Source organism: Eggerthella sp. BIOML-A1 (assembly GCF_009875595.1).
Lineage (GTDB): Bacteria > Actinomycetota > Coriobacteriia > Coriobacteriales > Eggerthellaceae > Eggerthella > Eggerthella lenta.
The window spans coordinates 179132-203077 of record NZ_WWRZ01000006.1 but is presented as its reverse complement, the minus strand read 5'-3'; the positions used below and the strand labels follow the sequence as shown (position 1 = coordinate 203077).

General features: G+C 62.4%; 20 protein-coding genes. 6 read left to right on the top strand and 14 right to left on the bottom strand.

Annotation, left to right across the window (positions count from 1 at the left end):
- Positions 1–54: 54 nt before the first annotated feature.
- The 4 genes from caiB to GT590_RS08820 form a co-directional block, all read right to left on the bottom strand.
- Entirely contained in the window at positions 55–1266 is a 1212-nt protein-coding gene (caiB, locus tag GT590_RS08835; protein WP_009609240.1) for an L-carnitine CoA-transferase, read from the bottom strand.
- 174 nt (positions 1267–1440) lie between these two features.
- On the bottom strand, positions 1441–2592 hold the full coding sequence (gene caiA, locus GT590_RS08830; protein ID WP_009304354.1) for a crotonobetainyl-CoA dehydrogenase: 1152 nt from the start codon (positions 2590–2592) through the stop codon (positions 1441–1443).
- A gap of 77 nt (positions 2593–2669) precedes the next feature.
- Entirely contained in the window at positions 2670–3665 is a 996-nt protein-coding gene (gene aes / locus GT590_RS08825) for an acetyl esterase (RefSeq protein WP_009609243.1), read from the bottom strand.
- A 115-nt stretch (positions 3666–3780) separates the two neighbouring features.
- The gene (locus GT590_RS08820; protein WP_009304352.1) at positions 3781–5097 is read right to left on the bottom strand and encodes an MFS transporter; all 1317 of its coding nucleotides are present in this window, start codon (positions 5095–5097) and stop codon (positions 3781–3783) included.
- A 355-nt stretch (positions 5098–5452) separates the two neighbouring features.
- Here GT590_RS08820 and GT590_RS08815 point away from each other — a divergent pair, with 355 nt between their 5' ends.
- Together GT590_RS08815 and GT590_RS08810 are read left to right on the top strand one after the other, a co-directional pair.
- Positions 5453–6862 (top strand): LuxR C-terminal-related transcriptional regulator, encoded by a 1410-nt coding sequence (locus GT590_RS08815; RefSeq protein ID WP_227111453.1) that lies wholly within the window; start codon positions 5453–5455, stop codon positions 6860–6862.
- 158 nt (positions 6863–7020) lie between these two features.
- Complete coding sequence (locus GT590_RS08810) at positions 7021–7491, top strand: hypothetical protein (protein ID WP_009609283.1); 471 nt, start codon at positions 7021–7023, stop codon at positions 7489–7491.
- An 81-nt stretch (positions 7492–7572) separates the two neighbouring features.
- On the opposite strand, the gene GT590_RS08805 is transcribed toward GT590_RS08810, so the two are convergent.
- Complete coding sequence (locus tag GT590_RS08805; RefSeq protein WP_157666221.1) at positions 7573–8877, bottom strand: MFS transporter; 1305 nt, start codon at positions 8875–8877, stop codon at positions 7573–7575.
- Positions 8878–9422: 545 nt separating this feature from the next.
- On the opposite strand from GT590_RS08805, the gene GT590_RS08800 reads away from it, so the two are divergent.
- From GT590_RS08800 to GT590_RS08785, 4 genes are all read left to right on the top strand, one after another.
- The gene (locus GT590_RS08800; RefSeq protein WP_009609281.1) at positions 9423–10610 is read left to right on the top strand and encodes an acyl-CoA dehydrogenase family protein; all 1188 of its coding nucleotides are present in this window, start codon (positions 9423–9425) and stop codon (positions 10608–10610) included.
- Positions 10611–10716: 106 nt separating this feature from the next.
- Positions 10717–11952: a CaiB/BaiF CoA-transferase family protein gene (locus tag GT590_RS08795; RefSeq protein ID WP_086414525.1), complete on the top strand. Its 1236-nt coding sequence runs from the start codon at positions 10717–10719 to the stop codon at positions 11950–11952.
- 127 nt (positions 11953–12079) lie between these two features.
- Positions 12080–13768, top strand: a complete 1689-nt coding sequence (gene fadK / locus GT590_RS08790) for a medium-chain fatty-acid--CoA ligase (RefSeq protein ID WP_009609297.1) — start codon at positions 12080–12082, stop codon at positions 13766–13768.
- Positions 13765–14412: a hypothetical protein gene (locus GT590_RS08785; RefSeq protein WP_009609295.1), complete on the top strand. Its 648-nt coding sequence runs from the start codon at positions 13765–13767 to the stop codon at positions 14410–14412. Before fadK ends, GT590_RS08785 begins: the two co-directional genes overlap by 4 nt.
- On the opposite strand, the gene GT590_RS08780 is transcribed toward GT590_RS08785, so the two are convergent.
- From GT590_RS08780 to GT590_RS08740, 9 genes are all read right to left on the bottom strand, one after another.
- Positions 14375–15292: a LysR family transcriptional regulator gene (locus GT590_RS08780; protein ID WP_161171012.1), complete on the bottom strand. Its 918-nt coding sequence runs from the start codon at positions 15290–15292 to the stop codon at positions 14375–14377. The genes GT590_RS08785 and GT590_RS08780 overlap by 38 nt on opposite strands.
- Before the next feature lie 184 nt (positions 15293–15476).
- The gene (locus tag GT590_RS08775; protein WP_009609246.1) at positions 15477–16772 is read right to left on the bottom strand and encodes a CynX/NimT family MFS transporter; all 1296 of its coding nucleotides are present in this window, start codon (positions 16770–16772) and stop codon (positions 15477–15479) included.
- Between the two features lie 329 nt (positions 16773–17101).
- Complete coding sequence (locus tag GT590_RS08770) at positions 17102–18253, bottom strand: acyl-CoA dehydrogenase family protein (RefSeq protein ID WP_086414524.1); 1152 nt, start codon at positions 18251–18253, stop codon at positions 17102–17104.
- Between the two features lie 189 nt (positions 18254–18442).
- The gene (locus GT590_RS08765) at positions 18443–18898 is read right to left on the bottom strand and encodes a PaaI family thioesterase (RefSeq protein WP_009609263.1); all 456 of its coding nucleotides are present in this window, start codon (positions 18896–18898) and stop codon (positions 18443–18445) included.
- A gap of 117 nt (positions 18899–19015) precedes the next feature.
- Positions 19016–19315 carry a 4Fe-4S dicluster domain-containing protein gene (locus GT590_RS08760; RefSeq protein ID WP_009609249.1) on the bottom strand — a complete coding sequence of 100 codons (300 nt, stop codon included), beginning with the start codon at positions 19313–19315 and terminating at the stop codon, positions 19016–19018.
- Positions 19312–20640, bottom strand: coding sequence for an FAD-dependent oxidoreductase (locus GT590_RS08755; protein WP_050792434.1), 1329 nt, complete (start codon positions 20638–20640; stop codon positions 19312–19314). The genes GT590_RS08760 and GT590_RS08755 overlap by 4 nt, the downstream gene beginning before the upstream one ends.
- A gap of 157 nt (positions 20641–20797) precedes the next feature.
- Entirely contained in the window at positions 20798–21679 is an 882-nt protein-coding gene (locus GT590_RS08750; RefSeq protein WP_161171011.1) for an electron transfer flavoprotein subunit alpha/FixB family protein, read from the bottom strand.
- A gap of 18 nt (positions 21680–21697) precedes the next feature.
- Positions 21698–22447: an electron transfer flavoprotein gene (locus GT590_RS08745; RefSeq protein WP_161171010.1), complete on the bottom strand. Its 750-nt coding sequence runs from the start codon at positions 22445–22447 to the stop codon at positions 21698–21700.
- Positions 22448–22485: 38 nt separating this feature from the next.
- The gene (locus GT590_RS08740; RefSeq protein ID WP_009609293.1) at positions 22486–23640 is read right to left on the bottom strand and encodes an acyl-CoA dehydrogenase family protein; all 1155 of its coding nucleotides are present in this window, start codon (positions 23638–23640) and stop codon (positions 22486–22488) included.
- Positions 23641–23946 lie beyond the last annotated feature (306 nt).

Below are 23946 nucleotides of genomic sequence, written 5' to 3'. Positions count from 1 at the left end.
GCCGCGCATCCGACGTGGCGCCCGGGAAGCGATTCCCGGGCGCGAGGTACCGCGTTAGCCGATCTTCACGACGCCGGCCGCGGCCAGCTCGTCGATCTGCTCCTGCGTGTAGCCCAGCTTCGTCATGACGTCGACGGTGTCGCCGCCCTGATGCGGCATCGGACGCCAGATCTGGCCCGGGTTGTTCTTGAACTTCGGGAACACGCCGAGGCCGTGGAAGGTCTCGCCGTCGACCGTCTCCCAGTCGACCCACGTGTTGCGCAGCTTCAGGTGCTCTTCTTCCACGAGGTCTTCCATGTCGTTGACCACCTGCGCGGCAATGCGGTGCGCGGCGAAGTCCTCTTCGATGTCGTACTTCGAGTTGGCCAGGCAGTACTCTTCGAACGCCTTCTGGATCTCGTCGGCGTGCGGGTTGGACAGCCACAGGCCGCTCGTGTCCTCGGGGATGTCCTCGGTGCCCCAGAGATGCCCCAGGCCGATGGTCTCGAGGAAGTACTTGTTCTGGTCGACGCCGTACAGGCACACGCCCAGGAAGCCGTCCTTGCACTTGAACTCGCCGATGCCGCAGAGGTTTTGGTTGCGGGCGCCCGGACGAGGCCACTTGATGCCCTCGTTAAGGTAGTCGACCAGGTAGTACTGGCCGATGGCCAGAAGCGTCTCGTACATGGCCAGGTCGATGCTCTCGCCCTTGCCGGACTTCTCGGCCTTGTACAGAGCCGCCAGCGCCGAGGAGGCGATCATCAGCGTATTGAAGTAGTCGCCCGCGTAGGGTCCGGGGAGCATGGGCTGCTCCTCCGTGCCGTTCTGCATGATGATGCCGGAGTAGGCCATCACCGTCAGGTCGTAGGCGGCGCGCTTCACCATCTTGGGGTCGCCCTCCTGGCCGAAGCCGGAGACGTGTACGATGACCATCTTGGGGTTGAGCTCCCACAGCACGTCGTCGGTGATGCCCTTGCGAGCCCACGTGCCGCCCTTGGAGGCCTCCATGAAGATGTCGGCGTCCTTCACGAGGTCGAAGAACACCTTCTTGCCCTCTTCGGAGAAGTAGTTCAGGGCCACCGAGCGCTGGTTGCGGCGCTCGGCCTGCTTCACGTACGCGGTGTCGCGGATAGTGTCGCCCGCGCCCGTGTTCTCGAGCCAGACGACGTCGGCACCCCAGTCGGCCATGAGGTCGGCGGCCTTCGGGCAGGCCAGCTCCACTGCCGCGTACACGACCTTGACGCCGTCGAGCGGGCCGTACGAGGGCTTTTCGGTAGGAATTGCCATGGTTGAATCCTCCTTGGTTGGTGACGGCTTGCCGTGGCTGCCGGCTAGCGGTTCAGAACCCGAGGTCATTCGGACACGGCCGATAGGCCGCTTACCTCATTGACCTCGGAACCTTCACCGCTATCCGACTCGCCACGACAGCCCTGTCCAATACTGACTAAACGGAGCTCCTGCTTACTTCTGCTTGTACTTGATGGAGGCGCCCTTGGAGGTGGCGAGGATCATCATCTCGTCGGTGCCGCCGGAGACGCGGTCGACGCGCAGGTCGCGCCAGATGCGGTTGATGCGATGCTCAGAAGCCACGGCGATGCCGCCCATGATCTGCATGGCGTCATCGGTCACTTCGAAGGAGGCGTTGGCGCAGTAGTACTTGCACATGGCGGCAGCGGCCGGGTCGAAGTTGCCGTCGTTGTTGTCTGCGTTCCAGGCGGCCTCGTACAGCATGTTCTTCATGTTCGTCAGCTTGATGCACATATCGGTGATCTTGATCTGGTTGAGCTGGAAGCGGCTGATGGGCTTCCCGAAGGCGATGCGGCTGTTCGCGTGCGCCATAGCGTCCTCGAAGGCGCAGATGGCGGTGCCGTAGTCGCAGGCGCCCACGAGCCAGCGCTCGAAGTTGAAGTCGGACACGCCGCGCATGAAGCCGTTGCCCTCTTTGCCGAAGATGTCCTTCTCCTCGAGCTCCACGTTGTCCATGTAGACCTCGCAGCAGCTGTCCATGCGCAGGCCCAGCTTGGTCAGCGGGGACAGCTTCACGCCCGGCTTGGACATATCGAGGAAGAACTCGGTGAACATGGTCGGGTCGTCGGCGTTCTTCGCCATGATGACGAGGTACTTCACACCGGCCGAGGAGGTGATGAAGGTCTTGGTGCCGTTGAGGTAGATCTTGCCGTTCTCGCGCTTGTAGGTGGTGGCCAGCGCGCCCACGTCGGAACCGGCGCCCGGCTCGGTGCAGGCCGAGTTCCAGATCTGCTCGCCGGAGCCCAGCGTGCTCATGACGGCCTCGATCTGCTCTTCGGTGCCCTCGCGGATGATGGTCTCGAAGCCGGGCAGCTGGTACAGCACGTAGGTGGGGGCGCCGTACTTGCCCAGGATCTCGTACACGGCCATCAGCGTCACGCAGGGCTGCTCCAGGCCCAGGCCGCCGTGGCTCTCGGGGAGCATGATCTGGTCGAAGCCCAGCTCGCAGAGGCCCTTCACCCAGCGCAGCGGGTACTCGTGCTTCTCGTCGCACTCGTGGAAGTAAGTCTCCCAGTTCTCGCTCTCCATGTACTCGCGGTAGCTATCGACGATAAGCTCCTGCTCGTCCGTCAACTTGAAATCCATGACGATCCTCCTTTTAGTGTTTGTGCAACGGGGCTGATCCCCCGCTGTAGCCTTGATTGGTCTTCCGGCCGCGGCGCCTACAGCCCCAGCTGCTCGCGGTAGAAGGTCGCGCCGTGCTCGAGGGCGTCGTTTGCCGCATCGAGCATCTTGGTGTAGTGCAGAAACGCGTGGATGACGCCTTCGAACACCTCGTAGCGGACGGGCGTGCCGTACTGCTCGCAGATGGCTGCCAGCGTGGCGCTGTCGTCGCGCAGCGGGTCGTACTCGGCCGCCGCGATGTAGCAGGCCGGCATGTCGCGCTCCAGGTCGTTCAGGAACAGGTTCGCGTAGGGGCTGGCCGCCAGCTCGGCGGGGTCGTTCGCGTACATCTGCATGTAGAACTGCCAGTCGGCCTCGGTAAGCCCGTCCCACGGACCGCCCAGAAGGCGCATCGAGGACGAGTCGGTCAGGCCGAACCAGCCGTAGTACAGAAGGCAGCACTTCACGAAGTCGCTTGCGCCCTTCTCCTCGCGCAGGTACATCGTGGCCGCAAGGCCCAGATGCGCGCCGCCGGAGTCTCCGGCGAAGGACAGGCGCTCGCCGTCGATGCCGTGACGGGCGCCCTGCTCGTGCAGGTAGGAGGCCACGGCGGCCACCTCCTCCACCGCGCTGGGGAACTTGGCCTCGGGCGACAGACGGTAGTCGACGGCCACCACCGGCACGCCGGCATGGCTTGCCAGGACGCGGCACACGCGGTCGTGCGTGTCGAGGTTGCCCAGCACGAACCCGCCGCCGTGCACGTACACGATGGCCGGCATGGCGGGCTCCCCTGCCGCACGGCCAGCAGCGGCTGCAGCCGTGGGATAGTAGTAGCGCACCGGAATGGCGCCGTAGGGGCCGTCCACCTCGGCATCGAGCTTCTCGGCCATGACCGGTCCGCCCTCGCACCAGAACGCGCGGCCGGCCACGTAGTTCTCGCGCATTTTCTCGAAGCCCACGCTGGTATCGTTCGCGTCGCCCGCCAGCTCATCCTCTTTGGCGAGCACGGCCTTCATCTGCGGGTTGATCTTCGAGAGCACGTCGAGCTTGTTCATTGCAACCTTCTTTCGCGAACCGATCGATGCGGGATGGTGGATCCGGTGGAACAACGGGATCGAGACGCGGGGACGCTGCTTGCAGCGGCGCGCCCCCGCGCTCGCTGGCGGCGCGTTACGCCTTGGCGGACTCGCCGTCCTCTGCGGCCGCGACCGCGTCGGAGGCGCCGAAGTGCTTCTTGATGGAGCGGAGCAGCATGACCAGCGCGATGCAGCCGATGACGCCGAACATGATCTCGAAGCCGAAGATGCTGGAGAACGCTGCCGTGCCCTGGGCGTCGATCATGCCGCCGTACCAGGTGTGGATGAACACGTCAGGCAGGAAGCCGATGACGGACAGCAGGCCGGAGGCGGTGCCGAAGATGGCCATGGGGATCTTGACCTCGGACAGCGGCGAGGAGCCGATGGAGAAGGCGCCGTAGGTGGTGAAGCCGAACACGACCACGAGGATGGAGGCGACCATGGCGCCGGAGGGATCCTGCGGGAACAGAATGAAGCCGACGAGCACCGCGATGGACAGGATGAAGCCGCCCAGGATGGTCTTCGAGGGGCTCTTGATCTTCGTGGCGATGAAGCCGACGATGGGGCCGGCGATGAGGCCGATGCCGTAGGTGCGGATGAGGCCGACGATGTTCACGAGGTTGCCGTCGGCGTTGAAGCACTGCGTGAGGTACGGCGTGGTGTAGGTAGCGCCCTGGTACACGGCGTAGCAGGCGAAGTATGCGACGCAGGCCCAGATGACGCCGGGGTGCTTGATGGCCTGGATGGCCTCCTTGACGCTGAACAGCTTGGCGTCCTTGTTGATCTCGCCCTTGAAGTCGGGGATGATGAAGAAGGAGACGACGCCCAGGACGGCGATGACGACGCCCAGGAAGATGAGCATGGCCTGCACGCCCGCGGAGCCGGAGATGGCCGCGATGATGCCGGCGTTGATGAGGCCGATAACGAGGCCGGTGACGCCGTAGATGGAGTAGCTGATGCCGATCTTGGAGGCGTACTCGTTCTCCTCGCAGCACAGGCGGATGACCTTGAAGCGCGTGCCCCACCACACGAGGATGGAGGTGACGCCCATGAGCACGAACAGGATCAGGCAGATCTGCACGGAAGGCAGCATGGCGTACACGAACACGAGAACGGCGGTGGCGATGAAACCGACCCATGCCAGCGTGCGCATGCGGAACTTGTCGGCCACGATGCCAGAGGGCAGGTAGCAGATCATGGCGGCGATGCCGTAGGCCGACACCATGAGGCCGAGGTCGGCGTTGGTGGCGCCGAGCGCCTGCATCAGCGGATCGTAGAAGACGTTCTTCAGATACATCGGCGCGTAGATGATCGACGAGCCCATGGAGATGAGCACGACGAGCGCCCACTTGTGCAGGGTGGAGAGCTCCTTGTAGGTAACCTCTCCCTTGCTCTTGGCAAGCAGTGACATCCTTACTTCCTTTCTCCTTGTCTGCGCCCGGTCTCTCAGTCGGTCGCCGGCACGTTCATGGCGGCGACCGGCGGTGAACCGAGCCGTTGGGTGCATTCTGTTCGCAGACTGTGGTTTTGCCATCGCAAAATCCCCACTAATTGGCCTAATACTTACTTTCTTGCGAGGCGTTACCGAAGAATTAGTGATAGATTCTCGCCGTGATGAATAAGGCGGAGGCATTGGGAGCCACCCTGCGAAAGGGCAGCTCAACGGCATCATCATCCATCGCTAACGGGAGATAGGAAGGGTGGTCGGCTTTATGACGCTCCAATCGGCAGCACCGTCGGACCGGAAAACGGGAAAAGAGGGGTACTTGACGGATCTTGCGACTCGTCCTGCGCTGAAATACGTGGGATTCGCGTTGCTTTTAGCATGGCACTACGCTCTATGGTTCGTCCCGCACATGTTCACGCAGACCGAACTGCTGGACGAGCGCGTCACCATCTCCTGGCTGGTGAACTTGGGCGCCACCGTGGTCTCGCTGCTGCTCATCGCGTTCGCGCTGGGGCGCAAGCGGCACCTCTCGGCCTACCGTTGGCTCTACGTGGCCGCGCCGGCGCTCACCTGCCTTGCAACGTTGGCGATATGCCTGATTCCTCAAGTGTTCACGGTGCCCGGCCTCGCCTACGCGCTGTCCTTCTTTCTCGGCATCACCGAATCGGTCATGTGGATCCTCTGGGGCGAGCGCTACGCCTGCGTGAAGGCGAACTTCACCCTCCGCCACATCGGCACGACGTTCGGCCTGACGCTGCTCGGAACCATCATCCTGGCGTGGGTGCTGCCCTCGTACGTGACGACGGCGTTCGTCTCACTGCTGCCCATCGCCTCCGGCATACTGCTGGTGGCCGCTCGCCGCGACGGCTCGCGGGCGTTTCCGGTGCTGCTGCCGAAGAGCGCGGCCCAGGGCGGTCTCAAGAACATGGTCGCGGTGAGCATCATCACCTTCCTGGCCAGCGTCGCGTGCTATTTCCTCGTGGCCATCATCCCCTGGGAGGTGCTGCCCACCGGAGACGTCAGCTTCACGCTGGGCATCCTCGGAGGGGCGGCCATCATGCTGGGCATCGCCGGCATCAGCATCGCGTCGAAGGACAAGGCCAACATATTCAAGATGTTCCCCTGGCTGCTGGTGCTGCTGATCGCGGCGTTCGCGCTGTTCCTGGCCGACGAGGTGGCGTTCTTCCCCGCCTTCATCATGGCGACCGGCATCTCGTCGCTGCTGGAAATCCTGCTCATCATGTACTTCGGCATCCTCACCTCGAAAGGTTACGTGACGCCGGCCGTAGCGTTCGCCTTCTCCGGCGCGTTCGTGCGCGCGGGCATCGCCGTAGGCAATACGTGGGCCGTAGGCTACGAGCACGCCCCCGAGCTGGCCTTCGCCATCACGCCCGAGACGTGCCTGGGGCTCATGTGCGTGCTGGCCGTGCTGCTGGTGCCGCTGGTGCGCCAGGAGTTCAACATCGTGGCGCTGACGGCCGCGCCGCCCACGAAGGCCGAGATCGACGAGATCTGCTCCGAGGTGGCCAAGGAGTTCAGCCTGTCGGGGCGCGAGGCCGAGATCCTCGTGCTCATCGCGCGCGGCTACACCACGAACAACATGGCCGAGAAGCTGGTGATATCGCCGTACACCGTGAACACCCACGTGCGGCACATCTACGAGAAGATGCAGATCCACAAGCGCAGCGAGCTGCTGAACTACCTCAACATGCAGCGCAGCGATTTCTAGAAGGCCCGGACGCGAACCGGATAGATCAGGACAATTATCCGTCGCAGGACGCTTTCACAGCTGGTAGATTTGAGGTCTCCGAAGCTCGTCGCATAAAAGCGCCCTGAAGAGGCAGGTGCTTCAGGGCGCCGGCGACCGATAGAAAGGATCCCGAAACCATGCTCCCAGACGAAAGCAGCGCCGGTTTGGCGATGGCCGCCGGCTTGGCGGCCGCGATGGCCGGCGCGGAGGGGCCCCGCTACGTCGAAGCGCCCGACGGGACGCGCATCCTCTTCTTCGAGCGATCGAACATCTCGCATGACGAAGGATGCGATGTCGCCCGCATCGTGCTCTCCGGATGCTTCTCCATCAACGGCGACATGCTCCTCGACCGACGAGGCGAACCCGTGGAAGGCGGCTTCGAGGCGATGTTCGACGGTCCGGGCGACCCGGTGAGCGCGTGGGCGTGGCTCGCCGAAGCCGTCGACGACGGCGTGCGCGAGAAGTTCGAAGCCGTGTTCGGCTCGACGTTCTCCGAAGACGGCCTTCGCATGGACATCGGGCCGGAGGCGTTCTTGCTGTTCTCTGACTCGAACTGCTGGTGCGCCTTCGATGACGAGGACGACTCCGAGCTGCTTTTCGACCTCTAGGGGCGCGACCTCGAACACGACGGAGGGGCCGACGGATCGTCCGTCGGCCCCTCCGTCGTTCGCGGCAGCTTCGGGCGCCGCCTACAGCTTCTCCAAATACACCCTTCGCCCGGCGTAGTATGCCACGTTGAATCCCAAGTAGATGACCACGATGCTGGCCAGCCCCACGATGAAGAACGCGTCCCATCCGGCGTTCTGGTAGATCAGCGCCAAGCCCGACGCGGCGAAGGCTCCCACCAGGTTCACGGGAATCAACACGACCGAGTAGATCCTATCGTAGTCCTTGCTGCCGAAGATCAAACGCGTGAGGTACGGCAGGAGCGTGGTGACGAACGGGTAGATCAGGCCGTACAGCATGCCGCCGCCGAACAGCACCGGCAGGATCACCGCCTCGCCGCCGATCCAGATTCCGGAGAGGCCCAGGAACCCGCCGACGCATCCTATGACGAGCGCCAGCTGGATGGAGCGCGACTCCAACGCGCCGATCAGCACCTTGCCGCCGGCCATGCCCGCCATCGTGAAAGCCTCCAACGTCCCCGACATGACCATGAGGGCGCCGACGGCTTGCAGCGTCTCGCGGTCGACGGCGACGAAGCTTTGGTAGTACGTCGTGAAGTGCTGCGGGAAGATGCCGCCGATGTTCGCCATGCACCCGGCGAAGACGAGCGCGAAGAAGTACCACTTCCGAAACGCCTGCTTGGCGGGAATGCCGGGCAGCGCGTCGCCGGCGCCGTCGACCTGCGCGACCGAAGGCTCGAGCACTGCGCCGTACGCCTTCAGCCCGACGTCCTCCGGATGCGATCGGATGGCGAACAGCGTGAACGGGACGGACAGCGCGAAGGCCACGAGGCCGAGCACGAGGTACACCTCGCGCCATCCGGAGAGGTCCGCGCCCAGCAGGAACTGCCCCACCAGGTTGAGCACGGCGCCGCCCACGCCGGTCATCGCGTAGGACAGGCCGATGACCAGCCCGAGCCTCTTGCTGAACCAGCGGTTCAGCAAGCTGGCCACCATCAGCCAAAGCAGCGTGATTTCGCCGAAGCCTATCAGCACGCCCGAAAGGTACCACTGCCACAGCTCGGTGTAGAACGACATGGCCGCGAAACCCAGGCTGGTCGAACACGCCGCGGCCGTGCAGACGATGCGCATGTCGAAACGCTGCAGCAGCCTTCCGACCGGAGCCGACAGCACGACCTCGGTCAAATACACGATGGTCATGTACAGGGACACGTCGAACACGTCCACCCCTAGGTACTGGGACACGGGCCTGTAGCATAGGCCCGGAACGCTGAACGCGACCGCTGCGCATCCGAACGTGCAGAACACGCAGGTCGCGAGCACTCCCCAGTGCCGCATCGTCATCCTCTGGGTTGCAACGGCGTTCATGCGCAACACTCCCCCTCTATATATAGATCGACCTGCCCGCGCGTCTCCCCGCGCGAACCCGAACCGCCTCCGCGCCGTTTCCCATAGCGCAGGACGAGACATCGCCCTCAGTATCCGACATGGCGCGCATGATTGTGACGGTCAGAAACGCGGATCTGGGCAAGGCTGAGCTTGTCGTTTGTTACCCATATTCCCGTTCTTGTGGCAGGTTGTTGTTTGACAGTCATCGATCGATCCATATTTGTGCAGGTGCACAAATCTTTTCGCGCTGCAAGAGGGTGATCACAAGGACGCGAAAACCACACAGTATCTCGTTTTTGTACCGTTAATCGACATCGCATCTGCCTGCAACCCGCCCGATTCGGCCCCGTTTCACGTGGGGTTTCCGAAAAACGACGCGATCGATAGACCGCATCTATCGAAATCGCCCTTCAAACGAAGGAACCGGGCATTAGACGCGGGCCTGCCGAGGGCGCAGAATGACCTCATCAGATGGCGCCGCCATCGGAATGCAAGGCTCGAAACCTTAGGAAAAGGAGGGTCACATGAGCAAGTTGACCGAAGAGCAGTTCGAGGCCTACCTCAAGCAGATCCGCGAGTTGGTCGAGGGGCCGCTCGAGGAGATGCAGCCGGAGATCGAGGTGACCAACAAGTTCCCCCAGGAGTTCTACGATCTGGCGATCAAGAACGACCTGTACCGCTTCGCGCTGCCCTCGCAGTACGGCGGATGGGATCTGTCGGAGCTCGACATCCTCAGGGTCCAGGAGGAGTTCTCCCGCGGCCCGGGCGGCATGCGCATGCACCTGCACTACGCTGCCGACCTGAACTGGCGCATCCTTGACGACTACGGCTCGGACGAGCTCAAGGCCCAGTACATGGACAAGTTCCAGGACAAGACCGTGTTCACCTGCTTCGCCCTGACCGAGCAGTCCGGCGGCACCGGCGCCGACATCCACACGACGGCCGAGAAGGACGAGAACGGCGACTACATCCTCAACGGCGAGAAGTGGCTGATCTCCCACACCGACTGCTGCGAGTTCGCGTACGTCATCGCCGTGACCGACCCGGAGAAGCAGGGCGACGAGCGCCTGTCCGCCTTCTTCGTGCCGTGCGACACCCCCGGCTACGAGACCACCCCGATGCCCCACATGATGGGCGCTCGCGGCGCGGCCCACACCGGCCTCAAGTTCACGAACATGAAGCTTGACAAGAAGTACCTGCTGGGCGAAGAAGGCCAGGGCATGGAAATCGCCATCCACTCCCTCTCCGTCTCCCGCGCCCACATCGCCGCTTCCAACCTCGGCATGTGCCAGCGCATGCTGGAGATGAGCCTCGCCCGCGCCAACGATCGCGTCACGTTCGGCAAGCCCATCGCCACGCGCCAGATGATCAAGCGCGAGATCGCCGAGATGCAGACCTACACGCACGCCCTGCGCTGCATGGTGTACGACTTCGGCCGCGAGTACGACAAGGATCCGAACGGCAAGTACATCGAGGAGAAGGCCGCCATGTGCAAGCTGTTCTCGATCTACTCCACCCGCATCGTCTCCGACGGCATGCTCGAGATCTTCGGCGGCGACGGCTACTTCGAGGACTCCCCCTACGGCCCCGTTGAGCGCATGTACCGCGACGCACGCGCCATGTGGCTTGAGGAAGGCGCCCCGAACGTCCAGCGCATCACCATCGCCCGCAACTGCCAGAAGTTCGGCGGCAAGGTCGAGTACCAGCTCTAACCCTTTAGCGCTCCGCGCACGAGAACGAACCTTATCTTACATGAAGGGTTATCTGCCGCCGGTGGATAACCCTTCTTCTGTATCGCTCTTAGTATGGAGGATAGCAATGAAACCATTGGAGGGTATCAAAGTCGTCGATCTGACCAGCTACCTGGCCGCTCCCACCACCGGACGCGTGCTTGCGGAGTGGGGAGCCGACGTCGTGAAGGTGGAGTCGTTCGGAGGAGATCCCGCGCGTCGCCAGGCGGGCGTGTTCAACATGCCCATGGCCGATGACGAGAACCTGGCGTTCGACTACGCCAACTTCGGCAAAAAGTTCATGACGCTCAACTTGAAGAGCGAGACGGGCATGGACGTCATGATGAAGCTTCTGGCCGAGGCCGACGTCTTCTTGACCAGCAACCGCACCAAGTCGCTCGTCAAGATGGGGCTGGATTACGAGACGCTGCACGAGAAGTTCCCGAAGCTGGTGTACGCCCAGGTGACCGGATACGGCGACAAGGGCCCCGAAAAGGACGCCGCCGGATTCGACGTGACCTGCTACATGGCGCGCGGCGGCGTGTTCGGCACCACCGTGAACCGCGGCGACGCCCCGCTCATCCCCACCAACGGGCTGGGCGACTTCAGCGTCTCCCTGTTCCTCGCCGCCGGCATCGCCGCGGCCCTGTACGGCCGCACCGCCACGGGCACGGGCGACCGCGTCAGCGTGCCGTTGCAGCACGCCGGCCTGTACACGCTGTCCACCGGCATCATCTCGGCGCAGTACGGCAACGCCTACCCCAAGAACCGCCGCGAAGTGCCCAACCCCTTCAACAACATGTACTGCTGCGCGGACGGCAAGTGGGTGTGCGTGTGCCTCCCCGAGTACGACCGCGACTTCGAGAAGATCTGCACGGCGCTCGAAATCGATCCGCAGGAGTTCTTCGCCATCGATCCCGAGGCGAACATCTGCGCCAAGGTGAACGAGAAGTCTTTGAACCAGCAGGTCGTCGACCTGCTGGACGCGAACTTCAAGAAGTACACGCAGGCCCAGATCCTCGAGACGTTCAAGGCCAACGACATGCCTTGCGAGCCCGCCGCCACGCCGACGGACATCTACGAGGACCAGAACTGCTGGGACAACGACATGCTGGTCAAGATCCCCTACCCCTCGGGAGACCGTATCATGGCCACGAGCCCCGTCCACTTCGACTCCATGCCCGGTGCGCCCGAGTACAAGAACTACGGGAACATGGGCGAGCAGACCTTCGACATCATGAAGGAGCTCGGCTACACCGACGAGCAGATCGCCGCCGCCGTGGAGGCGGGCGAAGTTCGCGGAAGCACGTCCATCTTCGCATAAGGGGCCGACAAGAAGGCCGGACGAGCTGCGAGGCGCGCCCGGCCTTCTCGCATCGCAGCTCGTTCTCGGGTGCGCGCGAGCGCGCCCACCCGAGAACGACGGGCTGCGCAATCGCAAGGAGACGGGAATGATAACGAACCTGAAGATCGACGAAGAGCGCAAGCGGCTGTACTATCAGCAGGGGTATTGGACGGAAGAGACGCTCTACGACGTTTGGAACCGGCAGGCCCGGGCCTGCGCCGACCGCGAGTACGTCGTGGACGACCGCGGCAACCGCTACACCTACGCCTACGTGGACGACGCGGCGGCGCGCCTGGCTTCCTGGCTGAAGGACGTCGGCGTCGAAGAGGGCGACGTGGTCAGCTTCCAGATGCCCGTATGGGCGGAGTTCTGCATCGTGTACGTCGCATGCCTGAAGGCTGGGGCCGTCATGCACCCGCTGTCGCGCGCATTCAACGAACGAGACTTGCGCTACGTGCTCAACCAGGTGAAAAGCGCCGCGTTCATCTGCCCGGCGTTCTCGCGAGGATGCCGTTTCGACGCCCAGATCGAGTCCGTCGAAGCAGACGTCCCCTCGCTTAAAGGCGTCGCTGTATTCGATCGCGACCGGTCGGCCATCTCCACCTTTCCCCTCGTCGAGCGCATCCTGGAAAGCTACGAGCCGCTCAAAGAGAAGCCTCAGCGCACGACAGCCGACGACGCCGCCCTCATCCTCGCTACGTCGGGTACGACGGGCAACCCGAAAGCCGTCCTTCTCACGCACAACAACCTGCTGTTCTCGGAACGAGCGTTCACCGAAGAGCTGGAGCTCACGTCCGACGATGTCATGTTCATGCCTGCGCCGCTCAATCACGCCACCGGCTTCAACCACGGCCTGCTTTCCCCCCTGCTGCTGGGAGGAAAAGCCGTACTGCAAGAAAAATTCGACGCCGAAAGCGCGATCGACCTCATGAACGTCGAAGGTGTCACCTGGTCCATGGGCGCCACGCCTTTCATCTACGACTTGCTGGGAGCAATGGAGCGCACGGGCAAGCGCCCGACGAAGCTGCGCTTCTATCTGTGCGGCGGAGCCCCCGTCCCCGGAACGATGGTTCACAGGGCACGGGAGAAGGGCATCGTACTATGTGAAGTGTACGGGTCCACCGAAAGCTGCCCGCATGTGTACGTTCCGCCCGCCTACGCGCTCGGCTGGAACGGGAAGTTCTCAGGACGCCCCTTCAAAGGGATCGAAGTGCGCGTGGTGGACGAGCAGGGCCGCGACGTACCGACCGGCATGCAAGGCGAAGAGCTCTCGCGCGGACCGAACGTGTTCGTGGGCTACCTCGGCAATCCTGAAGCAACCGACGAAGCGCTCAGCTCGGACGGCTGGTTCGCAAGCGGCGACCTGTGCTCGATGGACGATCGCGGACGCATCCGAATCAACGGCAGGCGCAAGGAGATCATCATCCGAGGCGGTGAGAACATCAGCGCCGCCGAAGTGGACGAAGCGGTAACCGGATGTCCCGGCATCGGAAGCCATGCAACCATCGGCATGCCCGATCCGCGACTCGGTGAGCGCATTTGCCTGTTCGCCGTCGCGTCCGGCGAGGCGCGTCCCAGCGTGACCGACGTTGCGGACTTCCTAAAAGGCCGCAACGTGCAAAAACGCCTTTGGCCAGAACGCATCGAATACGTCGATCGCATCCCGATGACCGAAAGCGGGAAAGTCAAACGCAACTGGCTATCCGATATCCTCGCCGAACGCCTGCTATCGAACGAGCGCGCCCTACGCGACAGCTCGCTTGCAAGCACGCAGCCTGAAAGGGACGAACGATGATCGAGCAAAAGTACAGCGTCACACGCACGCGTGCCACATGGAAGCCCCGCATCGCCGACGACGACCTCCCCTTCTATCGCTGCCCCGAATGCGGGCGCGTGCTTCAGGGAATCGCAGGCAGCCTCCCGGGATCGTTTTCGGACGGCCTGCGCAATCCGATGGCCGAGCCCCCCTATGCGCACGACATGCAGGCCCTCCCGACATGCTGCGGGAGCGCGCTTGAGCGCATGGAGCTAACGGAACTCGATGCGCTGCCCGAGGGCATCGAGTTCGATTACCGCATCCTCGGGGGATTCAACAGCAACGCCGTGGAATGCTCGTGGCGCATCAGCGACGACCGCTTCCGCATTCAGTGGATAGCTTTGAAGACGTTCACCGGTTCGCAGCTGAAGTACGTCCTGCCGAAGAAGCGCTCTCCTTTGCTGTTCGCCTTGGCCGACGAGGACGCGTACGTGTATTGCGACAAGGACGTCTGCCTGGAATGCACGTTCATGTGCAAACGCGGGTTCGTCTTCTACGTAGGCGTCGAGGACATGCAAGACGGAACCCACCGCACGTCCGATCAAAATGGCGCGCCCCTCACGTCCCTCATCGTCCGCCTCCCCCTTACGAGAATGTCCCCGTACTGGGAATCGCGCCCTTAGGGGGCACGTAGTCCGACGTGAACTCGATGAAGCTCTCTACAGCGCGGCTTCTGAACGCATCGCGTTTATACACCATATAGATGCGGTGAAAATCCTGCGGGATGTCCTCTATGGGAATGATAACGATATCGCTGAACGACTTCAGGCCGATAGACAGCGTAGCCAAGCCAACGGCGCGCGGATCGGCCTGAACCATGCCCCCCAACGAGATCTCATCCTCATATTCCTGCACGGCCGACACGCCGAACTCCTCCAACGCGTCGTTGACGTTCTCGCCTATGGGCGTTCCGCGGCGATAGGTGTACACCAAGCGCCCGCGCAAATCCCCCAGCGAGACGCTTTTCAGATGAGCGATAGGATTCGACGGTGCAACGAAGGCAACCAGCTGATGGGACACCACGTGCTCGAAGCATAGATCGGGCTTGTTGGGAACCTTGGCCGTGAACGCCACGTCGTATTCGTCGCGTTCGAGCGCCTCCACCAACGGCGTCGAAAACCCCTGAAACAGGTTGAACTTCACCGTTTGCCCGTATTGGGCATGGTAGTCGCGCAACAACATGGGTAAATAATCGCCCTGCACCGTGTAAATGGAGCCGATGTTCACCGTACCGCTCAACTTGCCGTTGTACTCCTGCGCCAGAGCCACCCCTTTGTCGATCTCGCGCAAGCCGCGCTTGACGTGTTCGGCAAAAGCGCGACCGAGCGGCGTGAGCTTCATGCGACGCCCTTCCCTCTCGAACAAGGGAGCCCCCAATTCGGCCTCGAGCGATTTAATAGCGTGAGAAAGCGAAGGCTGGGTGATGTAAAGCTCTTTGGCAGCGTTCGCGTAATGCTGCATCTCGGACAGCTTGGCGAAGTAATACAGCTGAGAAAGGTTCATGCGCGCTCCGTTCGTCGGCCGACAGCTCTACCTAGCAAATCGCACACGAAAACGCACCTCCCCGTAGTAGGCCCCGTATCCATGATTCAAGAAAACCCCTTGGCGGTATTATATCACCGAAAAAACGATCCCGCCTGTTGACAGGCGGGATCGAAGCACTTGAGTCACGCTATTGCAAGAACCGTTATTCGGTCCACTGAGCCTGGACGCTCTTCTGCTTGCCGAAGGCGTACAGACCGCACAGCAGCACGACCACCTGGCCGACGATACCGACGATGAACACGCTGTCGTAACCGAAATTCGAACCGAGGAACGCCCAGATAGTGGCACCGAAAGCGCCCATGAGGTTGACGAACACGGACACGCGAGAGTAGATCTCGGAGTATTCGCGAGTGCCGAACACCTGGCGCACCACGATGGGGCACAGCACCACGGCGCTGGCAAAGAAGAAGCCGTAGATGCAGGCACCGGCGTACAGAGCGATCTCGGACTGAACCCCCAGCCACACCAGCAAGATGCCCGCAACGCCCGCGACGAACGCGGTGATCATCGTGACCTTGGCATTCTTGTCAGCGAAACCGCCCATGGCCACCTTGGAGATCGCCTGGGCGACCATGACGGCAACGGACATGACGCCGCCGACCACGGCCACGTCGTAGGCAACAGTGCCCGCCGCACCCAGCGAGCGCATGTAGGACGGGAACTGCGGCGCGATGATGGTCAGGAAGTTGATGATGCCCGCATAGATGAACACAGCGTAGAACACGGGGCTCTTCATGGCTTTGGAAGCAGACAGGCCCTTCGCCTTCTCTACCGTGCCGTCCTCGGCGATCTCGGCGCCGTAGGGCTGCAGGCCCACTTCCTCGGGCGTAGAGCGGATGCAGAACAAGGTGAACGGAAGCGAAGTAGCCAGCGCCACGATTCCCCAAATCAGATAGATGGTCTGATACGACGTGCCGCTAGAGTTCAGCGCGGTGAACAACGAGTTCCAGATAGCGCCACCGACGCCCGTCATAGCCATGCAGATACCGATGAAGAAACCGGCGCTCTTCTTGAACCAGCGGTTCATGAGCGTAGGGATAGCGAGCCACAGGATGGAGATTTCGCCCAAGCCCAGAAGCACGCCAGAGATGTAGAACTGCCAGATCTCGGTGTAAATGCTCATAAGGATGAACGCGATGCCCACCAACGCGGCAGACACGCTCAGTATGATGCGAATGTCCATCTTCTGAATAAGCTTGCCCGCCATCGGGGACACCACGGTCATCGTCAGATACAGAACGGTGATGTAGAGCGCGAAGGGAGCCGTATCGATCGCGCCAGTGGAGGTAACCATGCCCATGGCCTCCGACACGACCGGCTGGAAGTTCGTCCACGTCGAAAACGTGAGCGCCGAGCACCCGAAGGTGAGCATGATGCCGGTGATGATGAGCAGCACATGCCGTGAGCTCATCTTGGCCTTTTGCGTTGCAGTACTCAAGGGAAATCCTCCTTCTTGGTTCGCTCGGCTATCCGCACCCCGCCATCGCTTTCCGCGACGTCCACGATAAGCAGGTGCACACAGCCGAACGAGATCTGGTAATGAACGCACTGAGAACGAACCCTTGAGTCACAAGATAAGACCTTGGTTACGAAAATGGGACCAACAGTTTGACCTATATGGGTAAACATTCGTACTTTGCATGAGTGCAGAGCGAGTCGATAGACGACCGAACGAAAAAGAGCCCCGCCGACTTCGGGTCTTGTGATCGGCAGGGCTCTTTTTCGGTTTTGCGACGCAGGGGCCAAGAACGACTTCGCGAACGCGCCCTACGCGTACTTCTCCATGATGAGCGGTGCCGCGACGTACACCATGATCTGGTCGGTCCCCTCGGCCATCTGGAAGCCTCGGCAGTCCTGCCATATGGACGAGACGCGCTCGTTTCGCGTGTACCCGCGACCTCCGAATATCTGCATCGCGTCGCTCGCAACCTCCGTGGCGGCTTCGGGCACGTAACGCTTCATCAAAGCCACGCCCAGGCGGTCACCGCAACCGCGGTCGAGTTTCCACGCGTTCTTGTACACGGAGTTGCGCATGTTGTCTAGCTTGACCTCCATGTCCGTGAGCATCTGCTCGATCTGCTGGAAATTCGCGATCTGGGTTCCGAAGGCCGTGCGCGTGCGCGCATAGGCTACCGCATCCTCCATGGCGGCTTGCGCCAGACCGAGCGCCGTGGCGCACGAGAACAGCCTGCCGATCTCGAATAGATGGAACAGCTGCGGAAACCCGGCCTGCTTTCCGTGCAAACGGTACGGCTCGTCCAAGCGGACGTTCTCGAACACGACGGTGGAAAACGGCAGTATGGATTGGCCAATCTTCTGAACCGGATACACCTTGATACCGGGCAGATCATGAGGAACGAGCCAAAACGACAGCGCCGGATGCTTTCCCGTCGACGCATCCCGATCGATGGCCGCAACGAGCAAATAAGGCGCGTACTCCCCGTTGTTCACGAATGTCTTCGTTCCGTTGAGAACCAGCCGTCCGTCGATGGTGCGAGCAGACGTGCGCATACTCATGGTGTCCGAACCGCCCTCGGGCTCGGATATAGCAAGGGCGAACGCCAACCGCCCTTCGGTCTGGTACCCCGTTCGAACGAACTCAAACTGCCCGGACCCGGCGAACTCCTCCATGATTTGAAGGTTCAGAAAGTCGTTCGGGAACGGCAGAGCCGCCCCCGAAACACGGGCGAGCTCCTCCAGAACAAGCGTCTGCGCCATAGTGTCGTACGTCACATGGTCGCGACGATGAATAACGCCGAAGCCATTGAAATCGAGGTTCACGAAATCACGCACCACCTCGTCGGGCAAACCGGCATCGTGTTGCCACTGGCGAACAGCCTCACATGTAAAATGCTGCTCGCCGAATTCGCGCACCGTCGCAATAAGCTTCTCGTATTCAGGTGCGAGATCGAAATCCATGATGCGGCCCCTTTCGCTGTCCATGATGGTTCACATCAGGCAGAGTGTAGCCTATGCGCTGAATCACGTCGACGAAACAAGAGAAAAGCAGCGAAAGAAGCCCATCAAAAAGCCCATATTGGGTAAATGTCTCGCCATCTACGCAAAGAAGAGGTGCATGGAATCGAATTACCATCGCCGAGGATGCGACTACACGACACCGGAATTGCGCCCAAGGAGAGGCTCAGGCAGAGGATCGCCAGGATCGATCGTGCCCGTCACATGCAAAAGCGCGGTCGACAACAGGCACGTGCGACCATCCTCGTCTTTGATGGACGTTTCCACCAGCACAGAGGTCGCACCGGCATGGACGACGGAAGCCTCTATACGGATCGAGCCGCCCAGCTTCACGCTGCGCGTGAAATTAAGACTGACCTGCTGGGTGACCACGCGCTTACCCAGCGACCAGGCCGCCATGCACGCCGCCACGTCGACGAGCTGCATGAGATAGCCCCCGTGCGCGCAACGGTATAGATTTGAAGCACCGTCGGGCACTGTTACCACGTTGCGCACGAACCCGGGGCGAACCTCGTCGTTGCGCACGGCATCGAATCCGCGCAGATCGCTGAGATGGTTCAAGCACCCCTCGCGAAGATAACGTTCCATAAACTGCAACTCCTCGATCTTGCCGATTCCTACCTGAGGGCCCCGACGACGCTGAACGCCGGAACCCTCAGGAGCGCCCTGATTGAGGCGATCTCCGTCCAGAGCGCGTGCGGTTCCTTACCCGAAGCGGTACTCCACGCCCATCGTGGGCTGGGGGTTCTCCCACTTCTTCACGATGGTGTCTCCGCAGGCTATGCGGCAGGTGCCGCACTCCAGGCAGCCGGCGTAGTCGAAGCTGGTCGCCCCGTTCTCGTCGATCTTGTAGAGCGCCGCCGGGCACACGCGCACGAGCTTCTTGAACTCCTCGATGTCGGGGTCGTCGGCCAGCTCGATGTGCGCGCTCTCCTCGTCCACCTCGTACTTGTCGATGGCGAGGAACTCGTCGACGTTGACCGTGATGTCGCAAATCCCGCTCATAGGGCCTTCACCGCGCCTCTCACTTCCTTGGCGAGCTTGAACAGCCCGCGCTGCTTCACGATGGGCATCATGCGCTTCATCAGCGGCTTCTGGGGTTTTCCGTCCACGCTGAACATGGTGTTGAAGACGTCCTTGACCATGACCGGGTACTCGGTGAACATGCGGTCCCAGCCCTCCATGACGTGGGGCCACTTGGAGAAGGTCTTGAGGTCCTGGATGACGAAGGAGCCCTCCATCTTCGTCCTGTAGGAGGACAGGCCCGCCTCGCTCACGTCGCCCTTGTCGATGGCCTCGACCGCGGCCTCGCCCGCCATGCGGCCCGACGCCACGGCGAAGTCCATGCCGCGCACCTGGTAGCCCATGTTCATGCAGAGGCCCGCCGTCTCGCCGGCCACCAGGCAGCCGTCGAACACGTACTTCGGGATCATGTTGTAGCCGCCCTCGGGCACCATGTGGCCCGAGTGCTCGACCACCTTCGCGCCGCGGATGATGGGCGCGACCGCCGGATGGTTCTTGAAGTCCTCGAGCATCTGGTAGACGGGGTGGGGGTTGGAGGCGTCCATGGCCGTGGAGATCGTGGCCACGAGGCCCAGGCTGATGGAGTCCTTGTTCGTGTACAGGAAGCCGCCGCCGACCTTGCCGTGCGTGCAGTCGCCGACAAACAACATCGAGGCGCCCTCGCCTTGCGGGACCAGGAAGCGGTCCTCGATCTGGGAGGCGGGCAGCTCGAACACCTGCTTGACGCCGACGGCCATCTGCGAGGGCTTCGGGCGGGGGTTGCCCAGGCACTTCTCCGACAGGATGGGGTTCACGCCCTCGGCGAGCACCGTCACCTGCGCGGTGATCTCGTCCTCGCCGGCGCGCACGCCGACGACCCTGCCGCTCTCGTCGCGGATGAGCTCCTCGACGGCGATGCCGCAGATGTACTCGGCGCCGGCGTCCTCGGCCTTCGAGGCCAGCCACTGGTCGAAGGGCGCGCGCAGGACGCTGTAGGAGTCCTTGCCCTCCTCTGCGAGCTCCGGGCTCGTGAAGTCGACGGCCATCTGCGAGGCCGGGTCCATGAGCGCGATGCGCTCGTGGGTGATCTTGCGCTCGAGCGGCGCCTCGGACTCGAAGTCCGGGAACACCTCCTTCAGGCTGTGCGAGTAGATGCGCCCGCCGGTCATGTTCTTCGCGCCGGCGAAGTTGCCGCGCTCGACCACGAGCACGCTCTTGCCCGCCGAGGCCGCCGTGTAGGCCGCCACCGCGCCCGCGCACCCCGAGCCCACGACGATGATGTCGAAATCGGTCTCAGACACGTTCCTCTCCTCTCTCTCTTTTCTCATCAACACGGTAAGGGCGCCCTGCCGCCATGTCGCGGAGTCGAAGGGCGCAGAAGAAGGGAAGGGGCCTGCGGCGCCCACCAAGCGAGTTCCGCAGCGAAGCGAGGACTGTCTGAGCGACTGGGCGTTGCCGACCCCTTCCCGGGCGGGTCTAACGGTCTTACAGCGCCGCGACCAGCTTCGGCAGGACGTCCTTGACGTCGCCCACGATGCCGTAGTCGCACTGCTTGAACACCGGAGCGTTCTTGTCCTTGTTGATGGCGAACATCGTGCCCGCGCGGTTGCAGCCCACCATGTGCTGCATCTGGCCGGAGATGCCGCAGGCGACGTACGCCTTCGGGGACAGCATGAGGCCGGACACGCCCACGTACAGCTCGGTGGGAAGCCAGTTCACGCCCTCGGTGAGGGGACGCGAGCAGGCAAGGCCTGCGCCCAGCTTGTCGCAGAGGGCGCGCGCCAGGTCGAGCTCGGACTCCTCGGCGAAGCCGCGGCCGGCGGCCACGACGACGTCGGCCTTGTTCAGGTCCACGCCGCTCTTCTCGATGGGCTTGGAGGAGACCAGCTTCACGGGCGTCGCCGGAGCAACCCAGGCGACGTCCTCGACGGCGTTCGCGCCGGAGGCCTCGGCACCCTCGAACGCGCCCGCGCCCACCGTGTAGATGGCCACGTCGCCTGCGGCCTTCTGCACGCGCTCGGCCACGCCGCCGAAGTACAGGCTGACGGCGCCGTTCTCGAAGGACATGACGTCGGTGATGACGGAGGCGTTCGCATGGGCGGCCAGCTTGCCGGCGATCGTCTTCATGTGGCGCGTGGGTTCCACGAGCACCACGGCCGGAGCCTCGGCGTCGAACACCGATATCACGGTGTCGGCGGCGTCGTCGAGGACGGTCCCTTCCGGCACGGAGATGCGGGCGATCTTATCGGCGACGGCCTCGGGGGCCTCGCCGAAGGAGACGAGCACGACCTCGTCGGCCATGGTGCGGGCGCCGGCGCAAAGCTCCCGAGCGGCATCCGCGCGTTCAGCGATAACGAGTGCTTTCATTGTGGTTCCACCTTTCGACTACAGGGCCGCTTTGAGGGCCGCCGCGAACTTCTCGATCGCCCCGTCCTCGGAGGCGTCCATGACCTCGAGCTTGCGCTCGGCCTGCTCGGGGGCCTTGCAGGACAGGACCTCGAGGGCGCTCTCGTAGGCGCCGTCGGCGCCGGCCCCGCCCATCGGCTTCTTGCCGGCGGCGAGGATGTCCTTCATGCCGGGGATGCGGGGCAGCGCGATGTCGGGAGCGACCGACACGACGCACGGCAGCGGCGCCTCGACGACCTCCACCACGTCCTCGAGCGTGCGCTCGACCGTGACCGAGCCGGAGCCCGCCTCGATCTTCGTCGCGCCGTTGACGGAGGGCAGCCCCAGACGCGCGGCCAGCTGCACGTCCACCTGCTGCGCGTAGTCGTCGGCGGAACCGTCGCCGCACAGGATCAGGTCGTACTCGCCCGCCTTCGCCACCAGGTCGGCCAGCGCGGCGGCAGCGGCATGCGCGTCAAGGCCCTTGCACGCGTCGTCGGCCGTCATGTACAGCTCGTCGACGCCGCGGGCGAGGATGTTCTTCTTCAGCTTGGAGTCGTCGATGTCGGCAGGGCCCGCCGTCACCGCCACCACGCGCCCGCCGTCAGCCAGCTGGGCGGCGGCCTCGATGGCGTTCAGGTCGTAGGCGGACACGATCGGCTTGGCCTTCGAGTAGTCCAGTGTGCCGTCGGCGGCAACCTGGATATCCTGGTCGTCGGGAACGACCTTGCAGCAAACCACGATGTTCATGCTTACCTTCCTTTCGTTCTACATTCAGAGGATGGCGCTTATGCGCGGTATTTCTTCGCCACCTGACGACCGGCAATGTACGCCATGATTTCAGGCGTACCGCCACCGAACAGGTTGCCACGGCAATCAGCCCAGATGCGCCCAACGCGCACTTCGGTCGTATAGCCGATACCGCCGAAGATAGACAGCGCCATGTCAGCGACGTTAAAGCACTCCGTGCAGCCGTAACGCTTCAACAGGGCAGAGTCGAGCTGCACTGAAATGTCGTTGTCGAGCTCCCACAGCGTTTTGTACAGCATATTGCGGGTGTTCTGCAGGCGGATCTCCATTTCAGTGAGCTTCTCCTGCGTCATCTGGAAATTGGCAATGGGCTTGTTGAAGGCGATGCGCTGGTTGGCGTACGTCACCGCGTCTTCCATGGCGGCCTGAGCGAGGCCAAGCTGCTCGGCAACCAGCAGAGCACGCTCCACCTCGAAATTCTTCATGACCATCATAAAGCCCTCGCCCGGCGTGCCGACGCGATCCTCTTCCGTCAGCACCACGTCGTCGAAATACACCTCGCAGAACGGGATGCACTGCTGGCCGATCTTATGCAGGCCAGCCGTGGAAACGCCCTGACGATCCATCTCGATCATCCACAGCGACATCTTGTCGTTCTCTCGTGACGGATCTTCGTCTTTGGCCACGACGATGGTGTACGGAAGCTTGGCCCCCATGGTCACCCACGTCTTCTGCCCGTTCAGACGATACGTCCCGTCATCCTGCTTTTTGGCCGTGCACGACATGTTGCGGTTGTCAGAGCCGGCACCGGGCTCGGAGATGGAAAGCGAGCACAGCGGCCATCCGGTTTCCATGTACGCGTCCATGTACTTTTGAATCTGCTCCGGCGTGCCGAATTCGACGATATCGAACGCCGTGAGGGAGTTCTGATACAGGATATGGTTGCACCCGCTGGAGTGATACAGCTCCTCGATCATCATGCCGAGCGTGACCTTGTCGCAGGGAATTCCACCGTATTCCTCGGGGATGCCCATAAGACCGAAGCCCGCATCGCGATACGCCTCGGCGATCTCGTCAGGCATGTCGCCAGTCTCGTACATCTCTTTGATGACGTCCTCGGTGAAATACCGATCGCAGAACTCGCGAACGCTTTCCAGGAGCAGCTCTTGCTCGTCGGTCATAGCAAAGTCCATGGTATCCTCCTCGTAAGGGTTTCATAGGCGCCTCTTGAACCGTCGACTCGTTCCCGACGGATCCTGCTGCAAGCATACGCTCGCCATCACTCGTCATGGATACCCAAATACTTCGATCTGTTGCAATATTTAGTCGCGTAACGGACATCGACCCGTTTTCGTCCGACTTTGCGAAGGGAAACTGCAGTTACAAGGGAAGAGACATAGAGAGAATCTATGGGGAGGCGGCTAATTCATAGAGAAAGCCCGTACAACACGACTCATCGCATACCAACATATCGTCGTTTCTGTCTAACACTTCACCAA